The organism is Janthinobacterium sp. GW823-FHT01H08, from assembly GCF_058797855.1.
This window is the reverse complement of sequence record NZ_CM179504.1, coordinates 870,469-888,719: the sequence shown is the minus strand read 5'-3', so window position 1 is coordinate 888,719 and position 18,251 is coordinate 870,469. Positions and strand designations below refer to the sequence as shown.

At 65.9% G+C, this 18,251-nt stretch carries 19 protein-coding genes; 3 read left to right on the top strand and 16 right to left on the bottom strand.

Features of this window, described 5'->3' with window-relative positions; translation table 11 throughout:
* Positions 1-9 precede the first annotated feature (9 nt).
* From AC3RCG_RS03980 to pdxR, 9 genes are all read right to left on the bottom strand, one after another.
* The gene (locus AC3RCG_RS03980) at positions 10-729 is read right to left on the bottom strand and encodes a sensor histidine kinase (protein ID WP_070221596.1); all 720 of its coding nucleotides are present in this window, start codon (positions 727-729) and stop codon (positions 10-12) included.
* Positions 730-884: 155 nt separating this feature from the next.
* Positions 885-2,675, bottom strand: a complete 1,791-nt coding sequence (locus tag AC3RCG_RS03975; RefSeq protein ID WP_492404145.1) for a family 2A encapsulin nanocompartment cargo protein cysteine desulfurase — start codon at positions 2,673-2,675, stop codon at positions 885-887.
* Entirely contained in the window at positions 2,650-3,579 is a 930-nt protein-coding gene (locus tag AC3RCG_RS03970; RefSeq protein ID WP_070221598.1) for a family 2A encapsulin nanocompartment shell protein, read from the bottom strand. Before AC3RCG_RS03970 ends, AC3RCG_RS03975 begins: the two co-directional genes overlap by 26 nt.
* A 116-nt stretch (positions 3,580-3,695) precedes the next feature.
* Positions 3,696-3,920 carry a helix-turn-helix domain-containing protein gene (locus AC3RCG_RS03965; protein ID WP_070312556.1) on the bottom strand — a complete coding sequence of 75 codons (225 nt, stop codon included), beginning with the start codon at positions 3,918-3,920 and terminating at the stop codon, positions 3,696-3,698.
* Positions 3,921-3,927: 7 nt separating this feature from the next.
* Positions 3,928-4,914, bottom strand: coding sequence for a serine O-acetyltransferase EpsC (epsC, locus tag AC3RCG_RS03960; RefSeq protein ID WP_121668377.1), 987 nt, complete (start codon positions 4,912-4,914; stop codon positions 3,928-3,930).
* Positions 4,915-4,933: 19 nt separating this feature from the next.
* Positions 4,934-5,431 (bottom strand): rhodanese-like domain-containing protein, encoded by a 498-nt coding sequence (locus tag AC3RCG_RS03955; protein WP_083287303.1) that lies wholly within the window; start codon positions 5,429-5,431, stop codon positions 4,934-4,936.
* Positions 5,432-5,659: 228 nt separating this feature from the next.
* Positions 5,660-7,291, bottom strand: coding sequence for an FAD-dependent 5-carboxymethylaminomethyl-2-thiouridine(34) oxidoreductase MnmC1 (mnmC1, locus tag AC3RCG_RS03950; protein ID WP_492404149.1), 1,632 nt, complete (start codon positions 7,289-7,291; stop codon positions 5,660-5,662).
* The gene (locus tag AC3RCG_RS03945) at positions 7,291-7,854 is read right to left on the bottom strand and encodes a DNA-3-methyladenine glycosylase I (RefSeq protein ID WP_492404151.1); all 564 of its coding nucleotides are present in this window, start codon (positions 7,852-7,854) and stop codon (positions 7,291-7,293) included. Before AC3RCG_RS03945 ends, mnmC1 begins: the two co-directional genes overlap by 1 nt.
* Before the next feature lie 38 nt (positions 7,855-7,892).
* Positions 7,893-9,371 carry a MocR-like pyridoxine biosynthesis transcription factor PdxR gene (gene pdxR, locus AC3RCG_RS03940; protein WP_492404153.1) on the bottom strand — a complete coding sequence of 493 codons (1,479 nt, stop codon included), beginning with the start codon at positions 9,369-9,371 and terminating at the stop codon, positions 7,893-7,895.
* Positions 9,372-9,476: 105 nt separating this feature from the next.
* Here pdxR and AC3RCG_RS03935 point away from each other — a divergent pair, with 105 nt between their 5' ends.
* Both AC3RCG_RS03935 and AC3RCG_RS03930 read left to right on the top strand, forming a co-directional pair.
* Positions 9,477-9,935: an OsmC family protein gene (locus tag AC3RCG_RS03935; RefSeq protein WP_492404155.1), complete on the top strand. Its 459-nt coding sequence runs from the start codon at positions 9,477-9,479 to the stop codon at positions 9,933-9,935.
* A 3-nt stretch (positions 9,936-9,938) separates the two neighbouring features.
* Positions 9,939-10,592 carry an FMN-binding negative transcriptional regulator gene (locus AC3RCG_RS03930; protein WP_409027352.1) on the top strand — a complete coding sequence of 218 codons (654 nt, stop codon included), beginning with the start codon at positions 9,939-9,941 and terminating at the stop codon, positions 10,590-10,592.
* Positions 10,593-10,718: 126 nt separating this feature from the next.
* Here the strand turns inward: AC3RCG_RS03930 and AC3RCG_RS03925 are convergent, their stop codons facing one another.
* From AC3RCG_RS03925 to AC3RCG_RS03915, 3 genes are all read right to left on the bottom strand, one after another.
* Positions 10,719-11,672 carry an AEC family transporter gene (locus AC3RCG_RS03925; RefSeq protein WP_492404157.1) on the bottom strand — a complete coding sequence of 318 codons (954 nt, stop codon included), beginning with the start codon at positions 11,670-11,672 and terminating at the stop codon, positions 10,719-10,721.
* 99 nt (positions 11,673-11,771) lie between these two features.
* The gene (locus AC3RCG_RS03920; protein WP_492404159.1) at positions 11,772-12,209 is read right to left on the bottom strand and encodes a CHRD domain-containing protein; all 438 of its coding nucleotides are present in this window, start codon (positions 12,207-12,209) and stop codon (positions 11,772-11,774) included.
* A gap of 155 nt (positions 12,210-12,364) precedes the next feature.
* Positions 12,365-12,922, bottom strand: coding sequence for a winged helix-turn-helix transcriptional regulator (locus tag AC3RCG_RS03915; RefSeq protein WP_070221606.1), 558 nt, complete (start codon positions 12,920-12,922; stop codon positions 12,365-12,367).
* 244 nt (positions 12,923-13,166) lie between these two features.
* On the opposite strand from AC3RCG_RS03915, the gene AC3RCG_RS03910 reads away from it, so the two are divergent.
* Positions 13,167-13,403: a hypothetical protein gene (locus AC3RCG_RS03910; RefSeq protein WP_139143745.1), complete on the top strand. Its 237-nt coding sequence runs from the start codon at positions 13,167-13,169 to the stop codon at positions 13,401-13,403.
* Here the strand turns inward: AC3RCG_RS03910 and AC3RCG_RS03905 are convergent.
* From AC3RCG_RS03905 to AC3RCG_RS03890, 4 genes are read right to left on the bottom strand one after another with little or no spacing between them, the layout of a single operon-like run.
* Positions 13,400-14,407 (bottom strand): Csu type fimbrial protein, encoded by a 1,008-nt coding sequence (locus AC3RCG_RS03905; protein WP_070292382.1) that lies wholly within the window; start codon positions 14,405-14,407, stop codon positions 13,400-13,402. The genes AC3RCG_RS03910 and AC3RCG_RS03905 overlap by 4 nt on opposite strands.
* Positions 14,407-16,755: a fimbria/pilus outer membrane usher protein gene (locus tag AC3RCG_RS03900; protein ID WP_492404162.1), complete on the bottom strand. Its 2,349-nt coding sequence runs from the start codon at positions 16,753-16,755 to the stop codon at positions 14,407-14,409. Before AC3RCG_RS03900 ends, AC3RCG_RS03905 begins: the two co-directional genes overlap by 1 nt.
* Positions 16,756-16,791: 36 nt before the next feature.
* Complete coding sequence (locus tag AC3RCG_RS03895; RefSeq protein ID WP_227742093.1) at positions 16,792-17,520, bottom strand: fimbrial biogenesis chaperone; 729 nt, start codon at positions 17,518-17,520, stop codon at positions 16,792-16,794.
* A 12-nt stretch (positions 17,521-17,532) separates the two neighbouring features.
* Positions 17,533-18,063, bottom strand: coding sequence for a Csu type fimbrial protein (locus AC3RCG_RS03890; RefSeq protein ID WP_121668371.1), 531 nt, complete (start codon positions 18,061-18,063; stop codon positions 17,533-17,535).
* Positions 18,064-18,251: the final 188 nt, after the last annotated feature.

Below are 18,251 nucleotides of genomic sequence, written 5' to 3'. Positions count from 1 at the left end.
CATCCTCGTTCAGGGCAGGCGCAGGATGAAACAGCCGCCGCCCAGGGCGCCGCCATTTTCCAGGGCGATGCTGCCGCTGCTGCCCCGGTGCTTGTGCATCTTTGCCACTTCGCTGGAAAAATACAGGCCCAGGCCCGTGCTGTTGGTGGAAAAATTCACGCCGGCGGTCATGCCATCCATGGCCGCGCTGCCCGCGTCGAGCAGCGCCTGGGTATAGCCGTCGCCATTGTCTTCCACGCGCAGCTCGAGCATATCGTCGTGCTCCCGCACCGACAGGCGTATCGTATCCTTCGTGTAGCGGATGGCGTTGTTGATGGCATGCGCGAGCACGCCGATGACCAGGTCTTCATCGAGGGTCCAGATCAGCTCCGGCGGGCAGGCCGTCTGCAGATGGATGCCTTTCGAGGCCAGCAGGATCTTTTCCTGGTCCACCACCTGGTCGATGACCTGGCTCACCAGTTGCGGCTGCACGTCGAAGGGGTAGCCGGGCTTGCCCACTTCCTTGTACAGGGCCAGCAGCTGGATCAGGTTATCGTTGAGGCGCTTGGTCTGGTACAGCATCTGCGCCATCTGCAGATAGGCGGGGTCGGCCTGGGGCGTCGGCTTGGCCTGCTCGGCCGCCAGCAGCGACTCCAAAGTGCCGCTGACGACGCTGATCGAATTTTTCATGTCGTGCACGGTCGACGCCAGGAACAGGAATAGCTCGGGCGAGCTGTGTTGATCTTCCACCGGATATCTCCTTGGGCCGCAGCTTGAATATTGCCAAGGATAAATTATACCGCCAGCCTGCGGGCGCCAGCCAGCCGCGCGCAAAGTCCGTGATTTGACGCAACAATGCCGCCCCGCTTGCGCAGGGGCGGCATCAGCTTGACAAGCGGGCAAGATCAGCGGCGCGCGCCCGCCAGGCGTTTGACCACGACGATCATGCGGTCGATTTCCTCATACGTGTTGTAGAAGGCGAACGAGGGCCGCACGGTCGCTTCCACGCCGAAGCGGCGCAAAATCGGCTGGGCGCAGTGGTGGCCCGAGCGCACGGCGATGCCCTCGTCGTTCAGGGCGCGCCCCACTTCCGCCGGCTCGTAGCCGGCCAGCACGAACGACGCCACGCTGGCCTTGTCCAGCGCCGTGCCGATCAGGCGCACGCCGGGAATCGCTTGCAGCTGGTGCGTCGCGTATTCCAGCAGCGCGTGCTCGTAGGCGGCGATGTTTTCCAGGCCGATGCGCTGCACGTAATCGATCGCCGCGCCCAGACCGACGGCATCGGCGATATTGCCCGTGCCCGCCTCGAAACGGTTCGGCACGCCCTGGTAGACGGTGCGCTCGAACGTGACGTCGGCGATCATGTTGCCGCCGCCCTGCCATGGTGGCAGTTGCTCGAGCAAGTCCGCCTTGCCATACACGGCGCCGATGCCCGTCGGGCCGAACACTTTATGCCCCGAAAACACATAGAAATCGGCGCCCAGCGCCTGCACGTCCACGCGCAAATGCGACACGGCTTGCGCCCCGTCGACCAGCACGCGCACGCCGGCCGCATGCGCGAGCGCGATGATCTGCGCCACGGGCGTCACCGTCCCCAGCGCATTCGACACCTGCGTCACAGACACCAGCTTGGTGCGCCCGTTGAGCAGCTTGCGGAATTCATCGAGGAGGATCTGGCCGCTGTCGTCGACGGGAATCACGCGCAGAATCGCGCCCTTTTCCGCCGCCAGCTGCTGCCACGGCACGATGTTGGCGTGGTGCTCGAGCTGCGAGACGATGATCTCGTCGCCGCTGCCGATGTACTTGCGCCCGAACGTGTTGGCGATCAGATTGATGCCCTCGGTGGCGCCGCGCACGAAAATGATTTCATTGGCCGAGGCGGCGCCCAGAAAACTCGCCACCTTGGCGCGCGCCGCTTCATAGGCATCGCTGGCGCGCGCCGCCAGCGCGTGGGCCGCGCGGTGGATGTTCGAATTCTCGTGCGCATAGAAGTACGACACCCGGTCGATCACCGACTGCGGCTTGTGCGTGGTGGCCGCATTGTCGAACCAGGCCAGCGGCTTGCCGTTGACCCGTTCGGCCAGCACGGGAAAATCGCGCCGCACGGCGTGCACGTCGAATGGCGCGGGGGTTTGGCCATGCCCTTGCGGCCGCGCAGGCAGCTCGGTCTGGAAATAGAACGCGGGCTGGCTGTCAGATGGCGATACGGGCAGCTGGCGCGCGGGCGTCCGCTGCGGCGTGGCAAACGCGTCGGGCGCGGCCTGTCCCAGTCCCTGCTGCGCCAGACCATCGAGCTTGCCGTTCGACGCCGGATAGCCATGCGCGCCGCCGACAAAATAGTAGGGCGACGGCGCACCGAGGCTGGACGCGCGCGGCGTGGGTACCGATGCCGGCGCCGGCGCGATCGGTGCTTCCAGCGGCGCCGTCACGGGCGGCACCTGCGCCGTCGCCACGCCAGGCGCGATGGCGGCGAACGACGGGCCGGGCTGGGGCGGCGGACGGTTCGCATAACGGGGTGCCGCATCGAGCACGCTGCCCGAGCCGCCAAGGCTGGGCGACTTGTCAAGCGCAGGCGCGAGGCCAGGCAAGCGCGCGAAAAACTCGCCGGCCAGGCGGTTCAGGGTCGCTTCGTCAGGCAAAAACGGGACGGCAGGCAAGCCTGCCGCGCCATCACTTGTAGGTGTCTGGGTAGTCATGGTATTTACCGATCTCCACGTCTTCCAGTACGGCCAGCGCATCGTCGGTCAGCACAGCCAGCGAGCAATACAGCGAAATCAAATAGGACGAAATCGCGTGGCGGTTGATGCCCATGAAGCGCACGGACAGGCCCGGGCTTTGCTCGCCCGCCAGGCCAGGCTGGAACAGGCCGATCACGCCTTGCCGCTGCTCGCCCGCGCGCAGCAAAATGATCTTCGTCTTGCCGTCTTCGATGGGCAGCTTATCGGACGGCACCAGCGGCACGCCGCGCCACGTCAAAAACTGGGAGCCGAACAGGCTGACGGTGGGCGGCGGCACGCCACGGCGCGTACATTCGCGGCCAAAGGCGGCAATGGCCAGCGGGTGCGCCAGGAAAAAGCCCGGCTCCTTCCACACTTTCGTCAGCAGTTCGTCGAGGTCGTCCGGCGTGGGCGCGCCCGTCAGCGTAAAGATGCGCTGGTCGTCATGCACGCTGGCCAGCAGGCCGTAGTCGGGATTGTTGATCAATTCGCTTTCCTGGCGCTCCTTGATCGTCTCGATGGTCAGGCGCAGCTGCTCCTTGATCTGATCGTGCGGGCTGCTGTACAGGTCCGACACGCGTGTGTGCACGTCGAGCACCGTGCTGACGGCATTGAGAAAATACTCGCGCGGCTGGTCGTCGTAGTCGACGAAGGTTTGCGGCAGTTCCGACTCGTCGCGCTGCGAGCAGGCCACGCGCACGTCCTTCGGATTTTTCACGCGGTTGAGGCGGTAGATACCCGCTTCCACGGGCAGCCATTGCAGCAGGTGCACGAGCCAGCGCGGCGTGATCGTGGACAGCTGGGGGACGCTCTTGCTTGCATTGGCCAGCTGGCGCGCGGCGTTGTCGCCCAGCGCAAACTGGCTCTCTGTTGCTACTGTCATGACTACTCCTGATGAGAAAAGTGAATATGCTTATCTGAAAAACAAATAAAGTATCGGACGTCTCCCCTCTTCTCTCAACATGCTATCGCCATCATCGTGACGCTTGATCCACCCGATTAATCCACCAGTTCCGGTTCGCAGCGCGCCATCAATCCCGCCAGGCCGATGCCCAGCGCGATGGCCAGTTTTTCCACCGTCAGCAGCGATGGCGTGGCGGCGCCCCGTTCGATTTCGCCGATGAACGAGCGGTTCAAGTCGGCCGCTTCGGCCAGGCGCTCCTGCGACCAGCCATGCCCTTCGCGCAACTGGCGCACGGCCAGTCCAAACTGTTTGATCAACATGCTGTCCTCATGGGTGGTGGGCAAAGGCGGGGTGGGATGGCGCCGGCGATTCCGGCGCCTCCTGCTGGTTGTGCGCTTGCGTGACATGGCTGCCGGGCGCCACGCTGCGGGTCAGCCAGACATTGCCGCCGATGACGGAGCCCTGGCCGATGGTCACCCGTCCCAGGATCGTCGCGCCCGCATAAATGACCACGTCGTCCTGCACGATGGGATGGCGCGCCAGTCCCTTTTTCAACACGCCATCAAAGCCGGCTGGAAAGCGCTTGGCGCCCAGGGTGACGGCTTGATAAATGCGTACCCGTTCGCCGATGATGGCCGTCTCGCCGATCACCACGCCCGTGCCATGGTCGATGAAAAAGCTGCTGCCGATGATGGCGCCCGGGTGGATGTCGATGCCCGTCTGCGAATGGGCCACTTCGGCGATGATGCGCGCCACCAGCGGCGCGCCGAGCGCATACAAGGTGTGCGCCAGGCGGTAGTGGATGATGGCCAGGATGCCCGGATAGCACAGCAGCACTTCGTCGACGCTGTGCGCGGCCGGGTCGCCATGGAAGGCGGCCGCCACGTCCGTGTCGAGCCGGGCGCGGATGCGCGGCAGCGCGCGGGCGAAGCGCTGCACGATGGCCAGCGCCTGCTGTTCGATGGACACCGTCTGCTGCAAGCCGTGCTGGCGCGCGTGGTAACTGAGTTCGCGCCGCACCTGTTCGTGCAAGCCCGTGAGCGTCGTGTCGAGCGTGTGGCCGACAAAGAAATCCTCGCTCTCCTGCTGCAGGTCGAGGGGCCCCAGACGCATGGGGAACAGGGCCGCGCACAGGGCTTTGATGATGTCGTGCAAATGCTGGCGCGACGGGAATTCGCGCGCACCGCATTCCTGGCTGCCGGCCAATCCTTCGCGCCACTGCGCGCGCACGGCGCGCAACTCGTCGACGATCTGGTGCAGCTCCCATTGCGGCTGCGCGGCAAGGGAGACGGGGGGAAGGGCTCGCTGGTTCATGGTGGTCCCGGGAAGCGGGTTAATCTTGCAGCCAGGGCAGCGCATGCCAGCGCCAGCCGCCGCTGTGGCCACGCTGCTGCTGTGCGTCGAGGTCGCCCTCGAAGCCTTGCGCGATATTGAAGACGTGCGTAAAACCCGCCTTGGCGGCCGCTTCGGCAGCCGCGGCCGAGCGCTTGCCGCTGCGGCACAGCAGCACTACGACGGCATCCTTGCCGCCCACCTTCGCTTCGAGCTCGCGGGTAAAACGGGGATTGCGGTTCATGGCCGTGCCGGTGGCCCACGCCACGTGCAGCGAGGCGGGCACGTAGCCGACAAAAGTGCGTTCTTCGTTGGTGCGCACGTCGACCAGCACGGCTTTGCCGGCCTGCACCAGTTGCCACGCATCCTGCGCGCTGACGATGCCCGCATACGGCAAACCCTGCGCCTGCGCCTGGCTGCGCGCGAGATGGAGTACTTCATCAAACGCCGCCTCGCCGTGCGCGGCGCGGGGATCGAAAATCAGTTCTGCAGCAGCCATCTGTCCACCTCTTTATTCCGTCGTCAAAAACCAGCACGAGTCCACTGTAGCGAACTTATGTTGTTCGGAAAACAAATTAAAAAGAGTTTGGAAAGCTGAAAAACAGATATGGGGACTACGCGCGGAGCGTCCGCATATGGGGTCAGACCCTCACGCGCGTTGGCGCCAGGCTTTGCGTCAGCTGTGTTGGGGGTCTGACCCCAGCCCTTGCCTGCTCTGCGCCAACGCTCAACCAGCGCGGCGGCGCTCGCGCAGCAAGAAACGGGCAGGATCCAGGGCGGCGGCCAATTGACTCTCCAGCGGCAACGGCTCCCCCTCCAGCTGGCAAGCCAGCAGCTCGGCCGCCAGCGGTGCCCAGATCAGGCCGCGCGAGGCATAACCGAGCAAGCCGAACAGGCCGGGCCAGCGCGGCACGTCGCGCAGGCGCTCGCAGCGGCCCGGTATGCCGGGGTCGGGCAAGGCGCCCGCCAGCGGCAGGCGGTCCGCTGCCATGCAGCGAAAGCCCGTGCGCCCGGCCAGCGGCGCCTCGAACGGGGCCACGTCCAGGATGTCGGCGATCTTCGCGATATTGTCTTCCTGGTTCGATGGGCGCAAGCCGGGGTCCGCGTCCGCATCGTAGCTGGCGCCCACGCACACGACGCCCTGGTACGCCGGCGTCACGTAGGCTTCGCGGCAGACGACGAACGGCAGCGACGGCAAGCTGCCTTCGGCCAGGTGCGTGACCTGGCCGCGCACGGCGTCCAGCGGCAAGCCGGCCGCCTGTTCGAAATCCACGGCCCCCGTGCCCGCCGCCAGGATGACGGTGGGTGCCGCCGCGATCAGGGCACCGTCCGCATCGCGCACCAGCCATTCGCCGTCGCCACGTTCCAGGCGCAGGGCGCTGCTGGAAAAGCGCCGCGTGAGCAAGGCGCCGCAGGCGTCCAGCATGGCCGTGCAGACGGAAGACGGGCGCGCCCAGCCGCCCTGCTCGAACCACCAGGCGCCATCGGGCGCCGGCGCGCCCAGCATGGCGGTTGCCTCAGGCGCTTCCAGCCAGCGGGCGAATTCACGCGGATACAGGCCGCTGGCGGCGATCTGCCGCTGCACCTGCGCATGCGCCCCGTCGCGCGCCAGGTGCAGCACGCCGCTTTGCGCACCCTCGATGGCGGCGCCGATACCACCCAGGTCTTTCCAGCGCTTCAGCGAGTACAGAAAGGCGGCGCGCACCAGGCGCGTGGCGATATTGTCGTCCTTTGACATCAGCGGCATGAAGATGCCGGCCAGGTTGCCCGACGCTTCGCTCGCAGGCTGCGCGTGGCGTTCGATCAAGGTCACCTTCCAGCCGCGCGCGGCCAGCCGTTCGCAGGCGGCCGCGCCGGCCACGCCCGCGCCGATGACGACGGCGCACCGCTCGGGCGCGGCAACGGCCGCGTACTCGTCGCGCCGCGCATAAAACACGGCGCGCAAACGGCTCTCGTCAAAAACAAAGCCATGCTTTTGCAGCGCCGTGCGCTGCGCCTCGTCCAGGTGCACGGCTTGCAAGTGCGCGCCATCGGCCATCAGGCGCGCCAGCACCGGCGTGGCCGCCGGCACCCAGGCCAGGTGCACTTCATCGACACGCGCCGACAATTGCGCCAGACAGGCATCGGGCTCGCCGATCAGCACATCGAGTGTGACGAGACCATCGTGCGACACCATGCGGTGCAGGCCCGGCACGCAGGGCGGCCACTGTGCGCGCCACTCGTCGGGCAAGTGATGCGCATCGACGGGACGCGGCGCCAGCGCGATGTAATGCAGGCGGCGACCGCCATGCGCGGCGCAGGCGGCGCGCAGGCGGGCACCGTCAAAATCCGTGTCGAGCAGGACCAGGGCGCGGCGCATCAGCGCCCCGCGCGGCAAAAGCAGGCGGGCGCGTGGTCGTTGACCATGCCGATGCCCTGCATGTAGGCGTAGATGATGGTCGAGCCGACGAACTTGAAGCCACGCTTGAGCAAGTCTTTCGACAGTTTGTCGGACAGGGCCGTCTTGGCGGGAAACTCGCCCGGCTGCCAGCTGTTGACGATGGGCTGGCCGTCGACATACGCCCACAAAAAGCTGTCCAGGGTCTGCCCTTCCGCGCGCAGGCTCAAATAGGCTTGGGCATTCGTGATGGCGGCCGCCACCTTCAGGCGGTTGCGCACGATGCCAGGGTCCGCCAGCAGCTGCGCCACCTTGTCCGGGCCATACGCGGCGATCTTTTCCGCATCCCAGTTATCAAAAGCCGCGCGGTAGGTGTCGCGCTTGTTGAGGATGGTTTCCCAGCTCAGGCCAGCCTGCGCGCCTTCCAGGTTCAGCATCTCGAACAGCCGGCGCTCGTCGTGGCAAGGCACGCCCCATTCCGTGTCGTGATACGCAAGGTAGCGGGGATTGGCCGGATTGGCCCAGGAGCAGCGGATGGTGGTCATGGTCGGGTTCTTCATGTGCGGGCAACCGCCAGTATAGTTTATCGGCCGCGCAGGATGCGCCCCAGCTCCTGCAAGCCGTGCGCCATCTCGGCCGGGGGAATCGCCGCAAAGCCCAGCAGCAGCCCGGGCGGCGTGGCGCATTCGGGCCCCGCCGCCGGGTCGGCATAGTGTCCCAGCGGGCGCAGTTCGATGCCCCGCGCCAGGCCCGCGCGCGACACCGCTTCCTCATCGTGATCGCCGCGAAAATACGCGCACAGTTCCAGGCCGCTGTCGGCCGGGCCGCACGCGAGCTGGTCGCCCAGTTCGTGCGCCAGACCGCGCACCAGCAGATCGCGCCGTTCGGCATTGCTGTCGCGCGTGCGGCGGATATGCCGGCCAAAGTGGCCCTCGGCGATGAAGTCCGCCAGCGCCATCTGCGGCACGATGGCCGTGTGCCGGTCCATCACGGCCTTGGCCTGCACCAGCGCTTCGGCCAGCGCGGGCGGCGCCACCATGTAACCGAGGCGCAGGCCGGGGAACAGCACTTTCGACAGGGTCCCCACGTAGACCACGCAGCCGGTCCGGTCCAGGCTTTGCAGCGACGCCAGCGGCGCGCCCGAGTAGCGGTATTCGCTGTCGTAATCGTCTTCCACCAGCCAGGCTTTATTGTGCGCGGCCCAGGCCAGCAGGGCCAGGCGGCGGGGCAAACTCATGCTCACGCCCAGCGGCATCTGATGCGACGGCGTCACGTAGGCCAGCTTCGCCTGCGGGCAGTGCGCCACGCCGTAGGCCACGTCCAGCCCCTGCGCGTCGACGGGAACAGGGAAGACGCGCGCGCCGGCCGCGCGCAGCGGGCCGCTGGCGCCCCGGTAGCCGGGCGACTCCATCCAGGCGGCGTCGCCGGGCGCCAGCAGGATGGTCGACAGCATGAACAGCGCCTGCTGCGAGCCGGACGTGATGACGATTTGCTGCGGCGTGCACTGGACGCCGCGCGACGCCTTCAGGTACACGCACAGCAGTTCGCGCAGCGGCAGGTAGCCGGCCGGGTCGCCGTAGCCGAACTGGTGGTCGGGACGGCGCCAGCGCCGCGCTTCCAGGCGGTTCCACACGTCAAATGGAAAATGGTCGATGCGCGGCATGCCGACGCGGAAGGCGCGCAGCGGCCCCCGGTGGAAGGCCACCTGGCGCATGGCCGTCACCACGCCCTGCCCGCGCGCCGACAGGGGCCGCAGCAGGCCGGGCACAGCTGCCGGCGGCACAGGCAGGGGCACCTCGCGGCTGACAAAGGTGCCTCGCCCGACGGCACCATCGAGGTAGCCTTCGGCCGTCAGCAGCGCATACGCATTGAGCACCGTCTGGCGCGACACGGCCAGCAGGCGGCAAAAATCGCGCGTGGGCGGCAGCTGCATGCCGGGGCTCATGCGCCCGTCGAGGACGGCCGCCTTGATGGCCGCATACAGCTGGCGGAACAGCGGTTCGCTGGCGCCGCGCTGCAGCGGCAAGGCGGCGATAAGCTGGTTCAGGTGGGAAGCTGGCATAGTGTGGCTCTCGAATTGGTATCTTCAAGATAGCACTTATTGGCTGTTTTAAATAGCCAAGACTGACGCTAAGATGGCGCATCCCTCTACTTTTGCGGAGTACCCATGCATCAGTTTTTCGCCACCGTGGCCTGGCAGCGCGACGGCCAGGATTTCGCCGGCCAGCGCTACAGCCGCGGCCATGAATGGCAGTTCGACGGCGGCCTGACGGTACCCGCCTCGTCGTCGCCCCTGTCCGTGCCGCTGCCCATGTCGGTGGTGGAAAACATCGACCCGGAAGAGGCGCTGGTGGCCGCCACGTCGAGCTGCCACATGCTGTTCTTCCTGTCGCTGGCGGCCCAGCGCGGCTACGTCATCGACGATTACCGCGACGATGCCGTCGGCGAACTGGGCAAGAATGCACAAGGCCGCCTGGCCATGACGCGCATCGTGCTGCGTCCGCGCATCGCCTTCGCGGGAACGCCGCCCTCGCCCGAGGCCTTGGCCGCCCTGCACCACGATGCGCACGAGCGCTGCTACATCGCCAATTCGCTGACGGCCGACGTCGTCGTGCAAGGAGCCTAGTAAATGTACACGCCCGCCACCTTCCGCGAAGAGCGCCTCGACGTGCTGCATGGTCTGATCGACAGTCACCCGCTGGGCGCGCTCGTGCGCCACGGTGCCGATGGCTTGTGCGCCGACCATCTGCCGTTCGAGATCGCCGCGCCCACGCTTGATGCGCCATTCGGCATCCTGCGCGCCCACGTGGCGCGCGCCAACCCGCTCTGGCGCGCCGCCGGCGGGAGCGACGACGCACTGGTGATCTTCCAGGGGCCGCACGCCTACATCACGCCCGCCTGGTATGCGGAAAAGCAGCGCAGCGGCAAGGAGGTGCCCACCTTTAACTATGCGGTGGTGCACGCGCATGGCCCCCTGCGCGCCATCGACGACGCGGCGTGGCTGCTGGGACTGGTGGAGCGGCTGACGGCGCGCCACGAGGCGGATCAAGCCGCGCCGTGGAAGGTGGGCGACGCGCCGGCCGGCTATATCGACAAGCTATTGAAAGCCATCGTCGGCATCGAGATTCCCCTCACGCGCCTGGAAGGAAAATGGAAGCTGGGCCAGAACCGCAGCATGCAGGACCAGGCCAGCATGGCGCATGGCCTGGCGCTCGATCATCACCCCGGCCCGGCGCAGGCGCTGGGCGCGCTGATCGCCGCCAACGTCACGCCAGCCAGCTGACGGCCGCCGAAAACGTCAGGAACGACAGCGTCGTCGACACTAAAATGATGCGGGCGATGCGCGTCGTCGCTGTGCTCCCGATGATGCGCAAGGCGCGGGGCGCGCCCCGTGACGTTGACTGTCCCCTCACGCCAGCCAGCTGACGGCCGCCGAAAACGTCAAAAACGACAGCGCCGTCGACACTAAAATGATGCGGGCGATGCGCGCCGTGTTCGCGCCGAAGCGTTCCGACAGCAGCGCGACGTTGCTGGCGCTGGGCAGGCAGGCCACCAGCACCATGCAGGTCAGCGCGAACGGATCGAGCGGCGCACCGAGCGCGATGGCCACGTGGCCGATGCCCCACACCAGCAGCGGATGCAGCAGCAGTTTTTTCAGCGCCACGGGCACATATTCTCCCAGCGGCGCCGGGTCGCTCGTGCTCATCTGCGAACGGGCCAGCACGGCGCCGATGGTAAACAGGGCAACGGGAGAGGCGGCATCGGCCAGCAGGCCCACCGTCTGAGTCAAAGGCTCGGGCAAGGCCAGTTCCAGCCACGACGACAGGGCACCGAGCACGATCGCCCACGGCATCGGGTTGCCCGCCATGCCCTTCATGGCGTTGACGACGGCGGCGCGGCTGCCGTGCGCGCCGCCGCTGCCGATGCGCGACAGGGCGATGCACAGCGAGCTGGTAATGAGCATGTCGACGACGATGGTGACGATGACGGGGCCCGAGGAACGGGGTCCGAGCAAGGTCAATAGCAGGGGCACGCCCATGAAGCCCGTGTTCGGGAATGCCGCCACCAGCGCGCCGAAGGCGGCATTGTTCCAGTCGATGCGGTGGCTCAGGGTCATGGCCGTGGTGACGCCCACCATGATCAGGGCGCACAGCAGATAGACGCCGAACACGCTGGCGTCGAGCAGTTGCGCGACGGGCGTGGCGGCGCCGAAGCGGTACAGCATGCACGGCAGCGCGAAGTACAGGACAAAACTGTTCAAGCCGCCGATGGCGGCCAGCGGCAGCAGCGTGCGCCGCACGGCCAGATAGCCGCACAGCACCAGGGCGAAGAAGGGAAAGGTGATGGCAAGGATGGTCAGCATGAAACGCCATTGTAGCGCGCCGCACTGGCCGGCCGGCTGGCGCAAAAAAAGGCCGCTCGCGCGGCCCAAGGAGGTTTCGGAGAAAACGCCGGTGGCAGGCTATGGCTTGAGCTGGGCGCGGATCTCGCCGGCCGGGTAGGCCGCGCTGTGCACGTTCACATACAGGTTGCCGGCCTGGTAGCTCGCATACTGGGGCGGCGTCAGCATGGTGTTCGGCGGCACGGCAAACATGCCTTCGGCGGTTTTCACCAGCGGCACGATGACGGGGCCGTTAGCGCCAGCGGGCGCTTCATGGATATGCGCGACGGTGGCCACCATGCCCGTGTAGCGCACGCCCCCGCTGACGCTGCGGTCGTGCGCGACGCGGATATTGCTGCTGCCGGTGGCCGTGCTGGTATTGGCCGGCACTTCCTGCGCGCCCGTCAGGGTGACGTCATGGCCGCCCGGGTGATGCGGGCCATGGGAACAGGCGCCCAGCAGGGCGGCCAGCGCCAGCACGCTGGCGGCGCGGCGTAGGTGTTGCGGCAATGTGGTCATCGCAGTACTCCTTCAACGGACATCGGATCACGGATGGCGCCATGCCCGCACAGCCGGGTCTGCGCCGCACTTGAGTTGCATGGTGCGACAGTAACGCCATGCCGTGCAGTCCGTCTTGCTTTGCGACAAACTTGGCGCGCGCCCGCCACCCGGCCTCAGACCAGATGCCCTTCCGCCACCCAGCCGCGATTGGCTGCTGGCGCCTTCGGCTTGGGCGCGATGCCGCTGCTTTTTTCCGCATCGAGGATGATGTTGCGCATGCTGTCGCTGGCGGCAGGCCCTGGCGCGAACGCGTAATACTCATCATTGATGGGCAAGCCCGTCGTGGCGTCGACCAGCACCGGATCGGCGGCCAGGCCCGTGTCGCGGCTGGCGATGACGAGACTGGCGCCTTCGGGCGCGAAGTTTTCATTGCCCCAGGCGATAAACGCCAGCAAGACGGGCTTGAAGGCGCGCCCGGACTTGGTCAGCACATAGTCGTAGCGGGGCGGCTTGGCGCAATACAGGCGGCGCGTCATCAAGCCCCCTTCCACCAGGTCGGCCAGGCGGCGCGTCAGGATGGTGGGCGCGATCTTGAGGCTTTTTTCAAATTCGTCAAAGCGCGTCTTGCCATAAAACGCTTCACGCAGGATGAGGATGCTCCACCATTCGCCGACCTTGCCCAGGCTGCGCGCAATGGGGCAAGGCAAATTATTAAAGTTGGTATGTTTCATGACCGTCTCCTCACGTTGATCCAACACAACAATTAAAAAAAAATCCTACGGTTGCCACACGGAAACTTACTTACTATCGCTTTGCAAGCCGTCTCCCGCCCCGTGGAGGGCTTGAAAATACGCGAAAAATCACACTTTTCTTGCTCCAGTACAATCATGCTTAGTCCAGCTTCTCCCGTCCCGGTGTGCGAAACGGCGTCAGAGAATGTTGTTTCCCGTCCGTTTTTCACCTGATACGCTTACGATGACTTCTTTGAAATTTGCCTCCCTGCCAATGTTGCTCGCCCTCTCCCTCTGCCAGACCACCGCCGCCGCCACCGTTTCCTCCGCATCGTTCCAGGCCACCTTCGTCGTCCACGAAGCGTGCACCGTCGTCTCGCAGCGCGGTAGCACCCAGGTGCGCTGCCAGTACAACACGCCCTATCTGCTGCAACAGCAGGCGACGCCATCGGACACCGGCCTCATCACCGTCACGTTCTAAAAATAGATCGTTGCCGTCACCGTGTCCTTGTAGTCGCCGGGGCGCGGCGACACCTGCGCCGGCACGCGGCCGTAAATCGTCAGCGGCACGCTGGCGCCCGTGCCCGTGCCTGTCACCATGCTGGTGCCTGACGTGCCATCGCCCCAGAGCGGGCCATCGAGCGTCGACGACAGCAGGTAGCTGACCTTGTCCGTCGTTACAATGTTTTTCATTTGCCGGTTCGCCACGTTGGCCGCCACGCTGCCGCCGTTCAGGGCAATCTGGTAGGCATTGTTGTTCACGCAGCGCACGGACAAGGTACTGGTGCTGCGCAAGTTGCCCGTCAGGATGGAAGCGTTCGCGAACGCCATCGGACTGGCCGCGATGGTGCAGTCGTTGACGGCCGTGGCATTGACCGCGAAACCGAAGCTGCCGCTGCTGGCCGTGCAGCCAAACAGGTTGACGAGGCCATACGTGGTGTAGGTGTAGGTGCCCTGGCCGGCAAAGCTCGACGTGTACACCGTATTGGCGTTGGCGGCCGTGGGCACGGCGGCCAGGGCCGTGCCAGCGGGTATCCTGGCATACACGGTAAAGGTGGTGGAATACGTGCCGGGCGGGGCCAGCAAGCCGGCCGACAAAATGATGCCGAAGGTCGACGGCGCGCCCGCCACGCCGGCGCCGCCCCAGATCTTCGCCGTGGCATACGAATTGTCCACGTACACGTTGTACTCCATGCGGTTGCTGCCATTGCCCAGCTTGCGCGGCAGGGCCGAGGTGGAATTCGTGCCCAGCCCCAGCGAGATGCACACTTGTGCGTTGGGCGTGAGCAACTGCCCCAGGTTCAGCGACGAAAACAGGCAGCTGAAGGTGCCCGTTGCCTGCGCCACGTAATCGCTGCCGGAAATCGGGCTGACGGCGCCGAAATCGATATTCGTCATGCTCACCGTGCAGGTATCGGCCGCCTGCGCCGCGCCGCCCCAGGCGCATCCCAGCAGCAGGGTCAGACATGGCAGCAGGCGGCGCATCAGCGGCCTCCCCCGGCGCCGGCGGCAGCGCAGCGCAGCGGCCCGATCACGGGCAAGCCGCCCGCGGCAGGACGCACATAGGCAAAACCTACCGTGCACGCGCTGTCGCCCTCGCCGACTTGCAGCTGATTCTGCTCGAGCAGATCGTCAACGAACACCATGCCGTCAAATCCCATGACCGTCTGCTTGCCGCTTTGCACATGCAGCACGGGCAAGCCCGTGGCCAGCGGCTTGCCGTCGGCGCCTTGCATGATGACGGTGGCGGCGCTGTAGCGTTCGACGGGAAAGGCGGCCAGCACGCCCGCCAGCTGTTGCGGCACGACATTCATATTGGTCACGGGCACGCGCGCGTCAACGTCGAGCTCATCCGTGGCGATGCTGATCTGGTTATTGCCATAAGGATTCAAATTCGGTACCAGCAGATAGCCGCCCCTGTCCGTCACGCCGATCTGGCGGTTTTCATGCAGCACGGGAATATTGCCCACACCGCCAGTGGACACCAGCGCAAAACCGCTGCCCACCTGGCGCGCCGCCTCGACATGCCCATCCATCAGCACCAGCGCGCCGGCCGCGCCCAGCGAGGAGGCATTGCCCATGCCGCCGCTTTGCGTGCGCGCATCCACGCGGCCGTTATTGCCCAGGTATTCCACTTGCGCTTGCCGATAGGCATTGCGGCCCACCGTGCCAGCCTGCAAGTTCCAGCCGACACCGCCGCCAAAGTCCGCCGCGCGCTGCGCGCTGACGCTGCGGCCGCTCTCGCCGTTTTGCCGGCTGCCGCTCGTGCTGATGGCCAGATTGTTGTCGAAGGCCATGCTCAAGCCGACATAAAAGCCCCGCTTCTCGCGTTGCCGCAAATCCTGGAACAGGCTGGCATTCAGGAACAGGCCGTGAAACAGGGTCGCCGAATAGCCCAAGGTGGCCAGCTTCGATGGCGGTGCGCCAGGCGTGCGGTAGCCGATATAACTGCTGCTGATACTGCTTCCCGCCGGCAAAGGCAGGCTCACGGTGACGCGGTCCGCCGCGCGCACCACGGGGCTGCCATCACGCGAAGCGAGGTCGCCAAACCCGGCGCTGGCGCGCACGCTGTACGCATCGACGCTGAAGCTTGGCCCCACATATTGGTACCCGGCGCCCAGCTGCGCACCACGGCTGCGGCCGGCGCTGGCCGACAGCGAGCCGCTGAGCACGCCCGCCTGGCCCAGCCGCACCAGCGCGCCCGCCCCCGCCTGGTACAGGCCGGCAGCCAGTTCCGCATGGCCTTCGATGGTGAAGCTGTCGCTGACGCCATGGCGGCCGGAAGCGCTGGCAAGCAGTTGCCGCTCGTAGCCGAACAGGCGGCGGCCATAGTCGCGCCGCACGGCGCCCGCCTCGACCGAATAATCGCTCAAGCCGCTGGCCAGCATGCGCGTATCGACATACAGGGGCAGTACGGTCGTCACGCTGCGCCCCAGTGCATCGCGCGTGATGAGGGTGGCTTGTCCCGCGCCATTGATGCCGGCCACCTGGTTCAGCACAAACGGACCGCTGGGCACGCTGGCAGCATATTGCTGCACGCCATTCACATACAGGCTCAGCGACGAAGGCACGAGCGCCGTGCCATCGACGGAGGCGACGGGAAAGGTCAGCAGGTCCGGGCGCAGCTGGAAGTTCTTGCGCCACTGCACGCCGCCCACGCGCACGGCGCGGCTCCAGCTGAGCGATGAGGAGATCAGGTCGCCCACTTGCCACGTTTGCAGGGTCTCGGGGTCGGCATGGCTCCAGAAGGTGTCAAAGCGCATGTACTTGCGCTGGTCTCCCCCCAGGTTCACGGTACCGGTATGGCTGAACACGCCGCTGTCATTGAAATAGCGCAAGTCGTTGAAGATGGCCGCGCGCCGTGTCCGGCCCAGTTCCGCATAGGCTTCGTAATCGAGCACGGCGCCGGGCGTGACGCGCGACGGCGGCGTCTGCGCCGCCAGGCGCGCATCGATGCGGTACGGCGCGCGCAAGTCGTCCGTCACCTGCAGCGACACGCTCTGGCGCGCCGCATCATATTCATAGCTGAGTCCCGGAACCGCATCGAGCGCCACCTCGGTCTGACCGGGCGCGACCAGGCGCGCCGGGTCCAGCCCCAGCTGCTGCAAGTTCGCCACACTGCTGCGCAAGGTTTTGCCCACCTGGGTAAAACGCAAGATCAGCCCGGTTGAAACAGCATTCACACTTACCTCCAGATACAGTTCATTCGGCGCCGCCGGATCGGTGGGCAAGCTGGCCGGCCCCGGATCGGCGCCCGTCACGGCTGCCGCGCCATCGGCCCTGGCCAGCGGCGCCATGACCAGCAACAGCAACGCTGCCAGCGCGCGTTTCATGGTTCACGCCGGTCGCGCCCGCCATGGCGGCCATGTTCAAGGTGTCGAATTCTTGGCAATGAGCGCCTTCGCATTCACATTGACCGCAATACTCAACGGCCCATCCAGTTCGGCCTCCCTGGCGACGGGCAGGCGCCATACGCGCATGCGTTCGGCCAGGACATAACCAAACAGCCCCTTGCTGACGGCAAACTCCTTGCCCGCCTGGTTCGTCAACGTCATCGCCCCGATCTGCGCATGGACATTGCCGCTGTTCTTGATACGCAACATCCACTCGCCCCGCTCGCGGAAGACTTGCCAGTCGAGCACTTCCTTGCCCGGCGCAGCGGCCGGCAGCACGAAAACGGGCACAGAATAGCGCAGGCGGATATCGACGCCGCTGCGACCCGCATCATCCTCGCGGCTGATTTCATCGATGAGCACGCGATACGTCTTTTCCTGCGCGACAGGGCCAGCCTGGGCACGCACGAGGCGGATGGTCTGCCGGCTGTTGGCGGCGATTTCGACGATCGGCGGACTGGCCACCAGCTCCTGCGTCGGCGCCAGCACTTCTTCGCCATCGCGCTGGTCCCAGGCGAACACCCGCACCTGCCCGTAGATGGCTTGGTCGCCGAGATTTTGCAAGTTGATACCCGCGGCATTCTGAGCGGCGCGCAAATTGAGCGTCACCGGCGAAATCTGCAAATTGGCGCCGTTCGCGCCGGCGGCGCAGCAGGCCAGCAGCGCCAGTACGCTTTTCAGCAGCGACATCGAACCGGCGTTCACGCAGCGCCTGGCTTAAAAGTACACGGTGGCCGTGATGGTCGACTTGTAGGTATCAGGCGCCGGCGTCGCCTGCGGCGGAATGTTGCCGTACACCGTGAGCGGCTGCGACGCGCCGTTGCCGGTGCCGCCGACGGTATTCGTGCCCTGCGTATCGCCCCACAAGGTGCTGCCGGCCGTCTGGAACAGGTTGAATTGCACCGTCCCCAGGTTGCCGCCCGTGCCGCTCAGATAGCGCGTGGTGCCGCTTGAGCCCGTGCCCGTACCCGCCGTCAAGCCCACGTTGTACGGCGTGGTATTGGTGCAGGTGACATTCACGGTCGTATTGACGTTCACGGCAGTAGCCAGTACGCCCTGACTTTGGCCAAAGTCGAGATTGGCAGCCGCAATGGTGCAGTTGGCGATGATTTTCAGGGTCACGTCAAAGGTCGTGGTATTGCTGCCGTTCAGATACACGGCGGCATCGGCGTAGCCAGGCAGGAGGGCCGTCGCGGCAAGGACGACACTGGCGGCAGCGGTGAAGCGGGGTGAAATAACTCGCAACATGATACCTCCTGATGACGGAACATCATTAATGCGCCCATCGGCATGAAGGGCTCGAGGATAGTCACGGTATTGCCGGCGTTTTCTGGGGCACGCAAACCAGGACGACAACATACTTGCGCCGAGAGTCAGAAAGCGAGGGACTCCGGCATTGTTTGCAGCATTGGCAAAACAGATTTTTTGGCAATCGA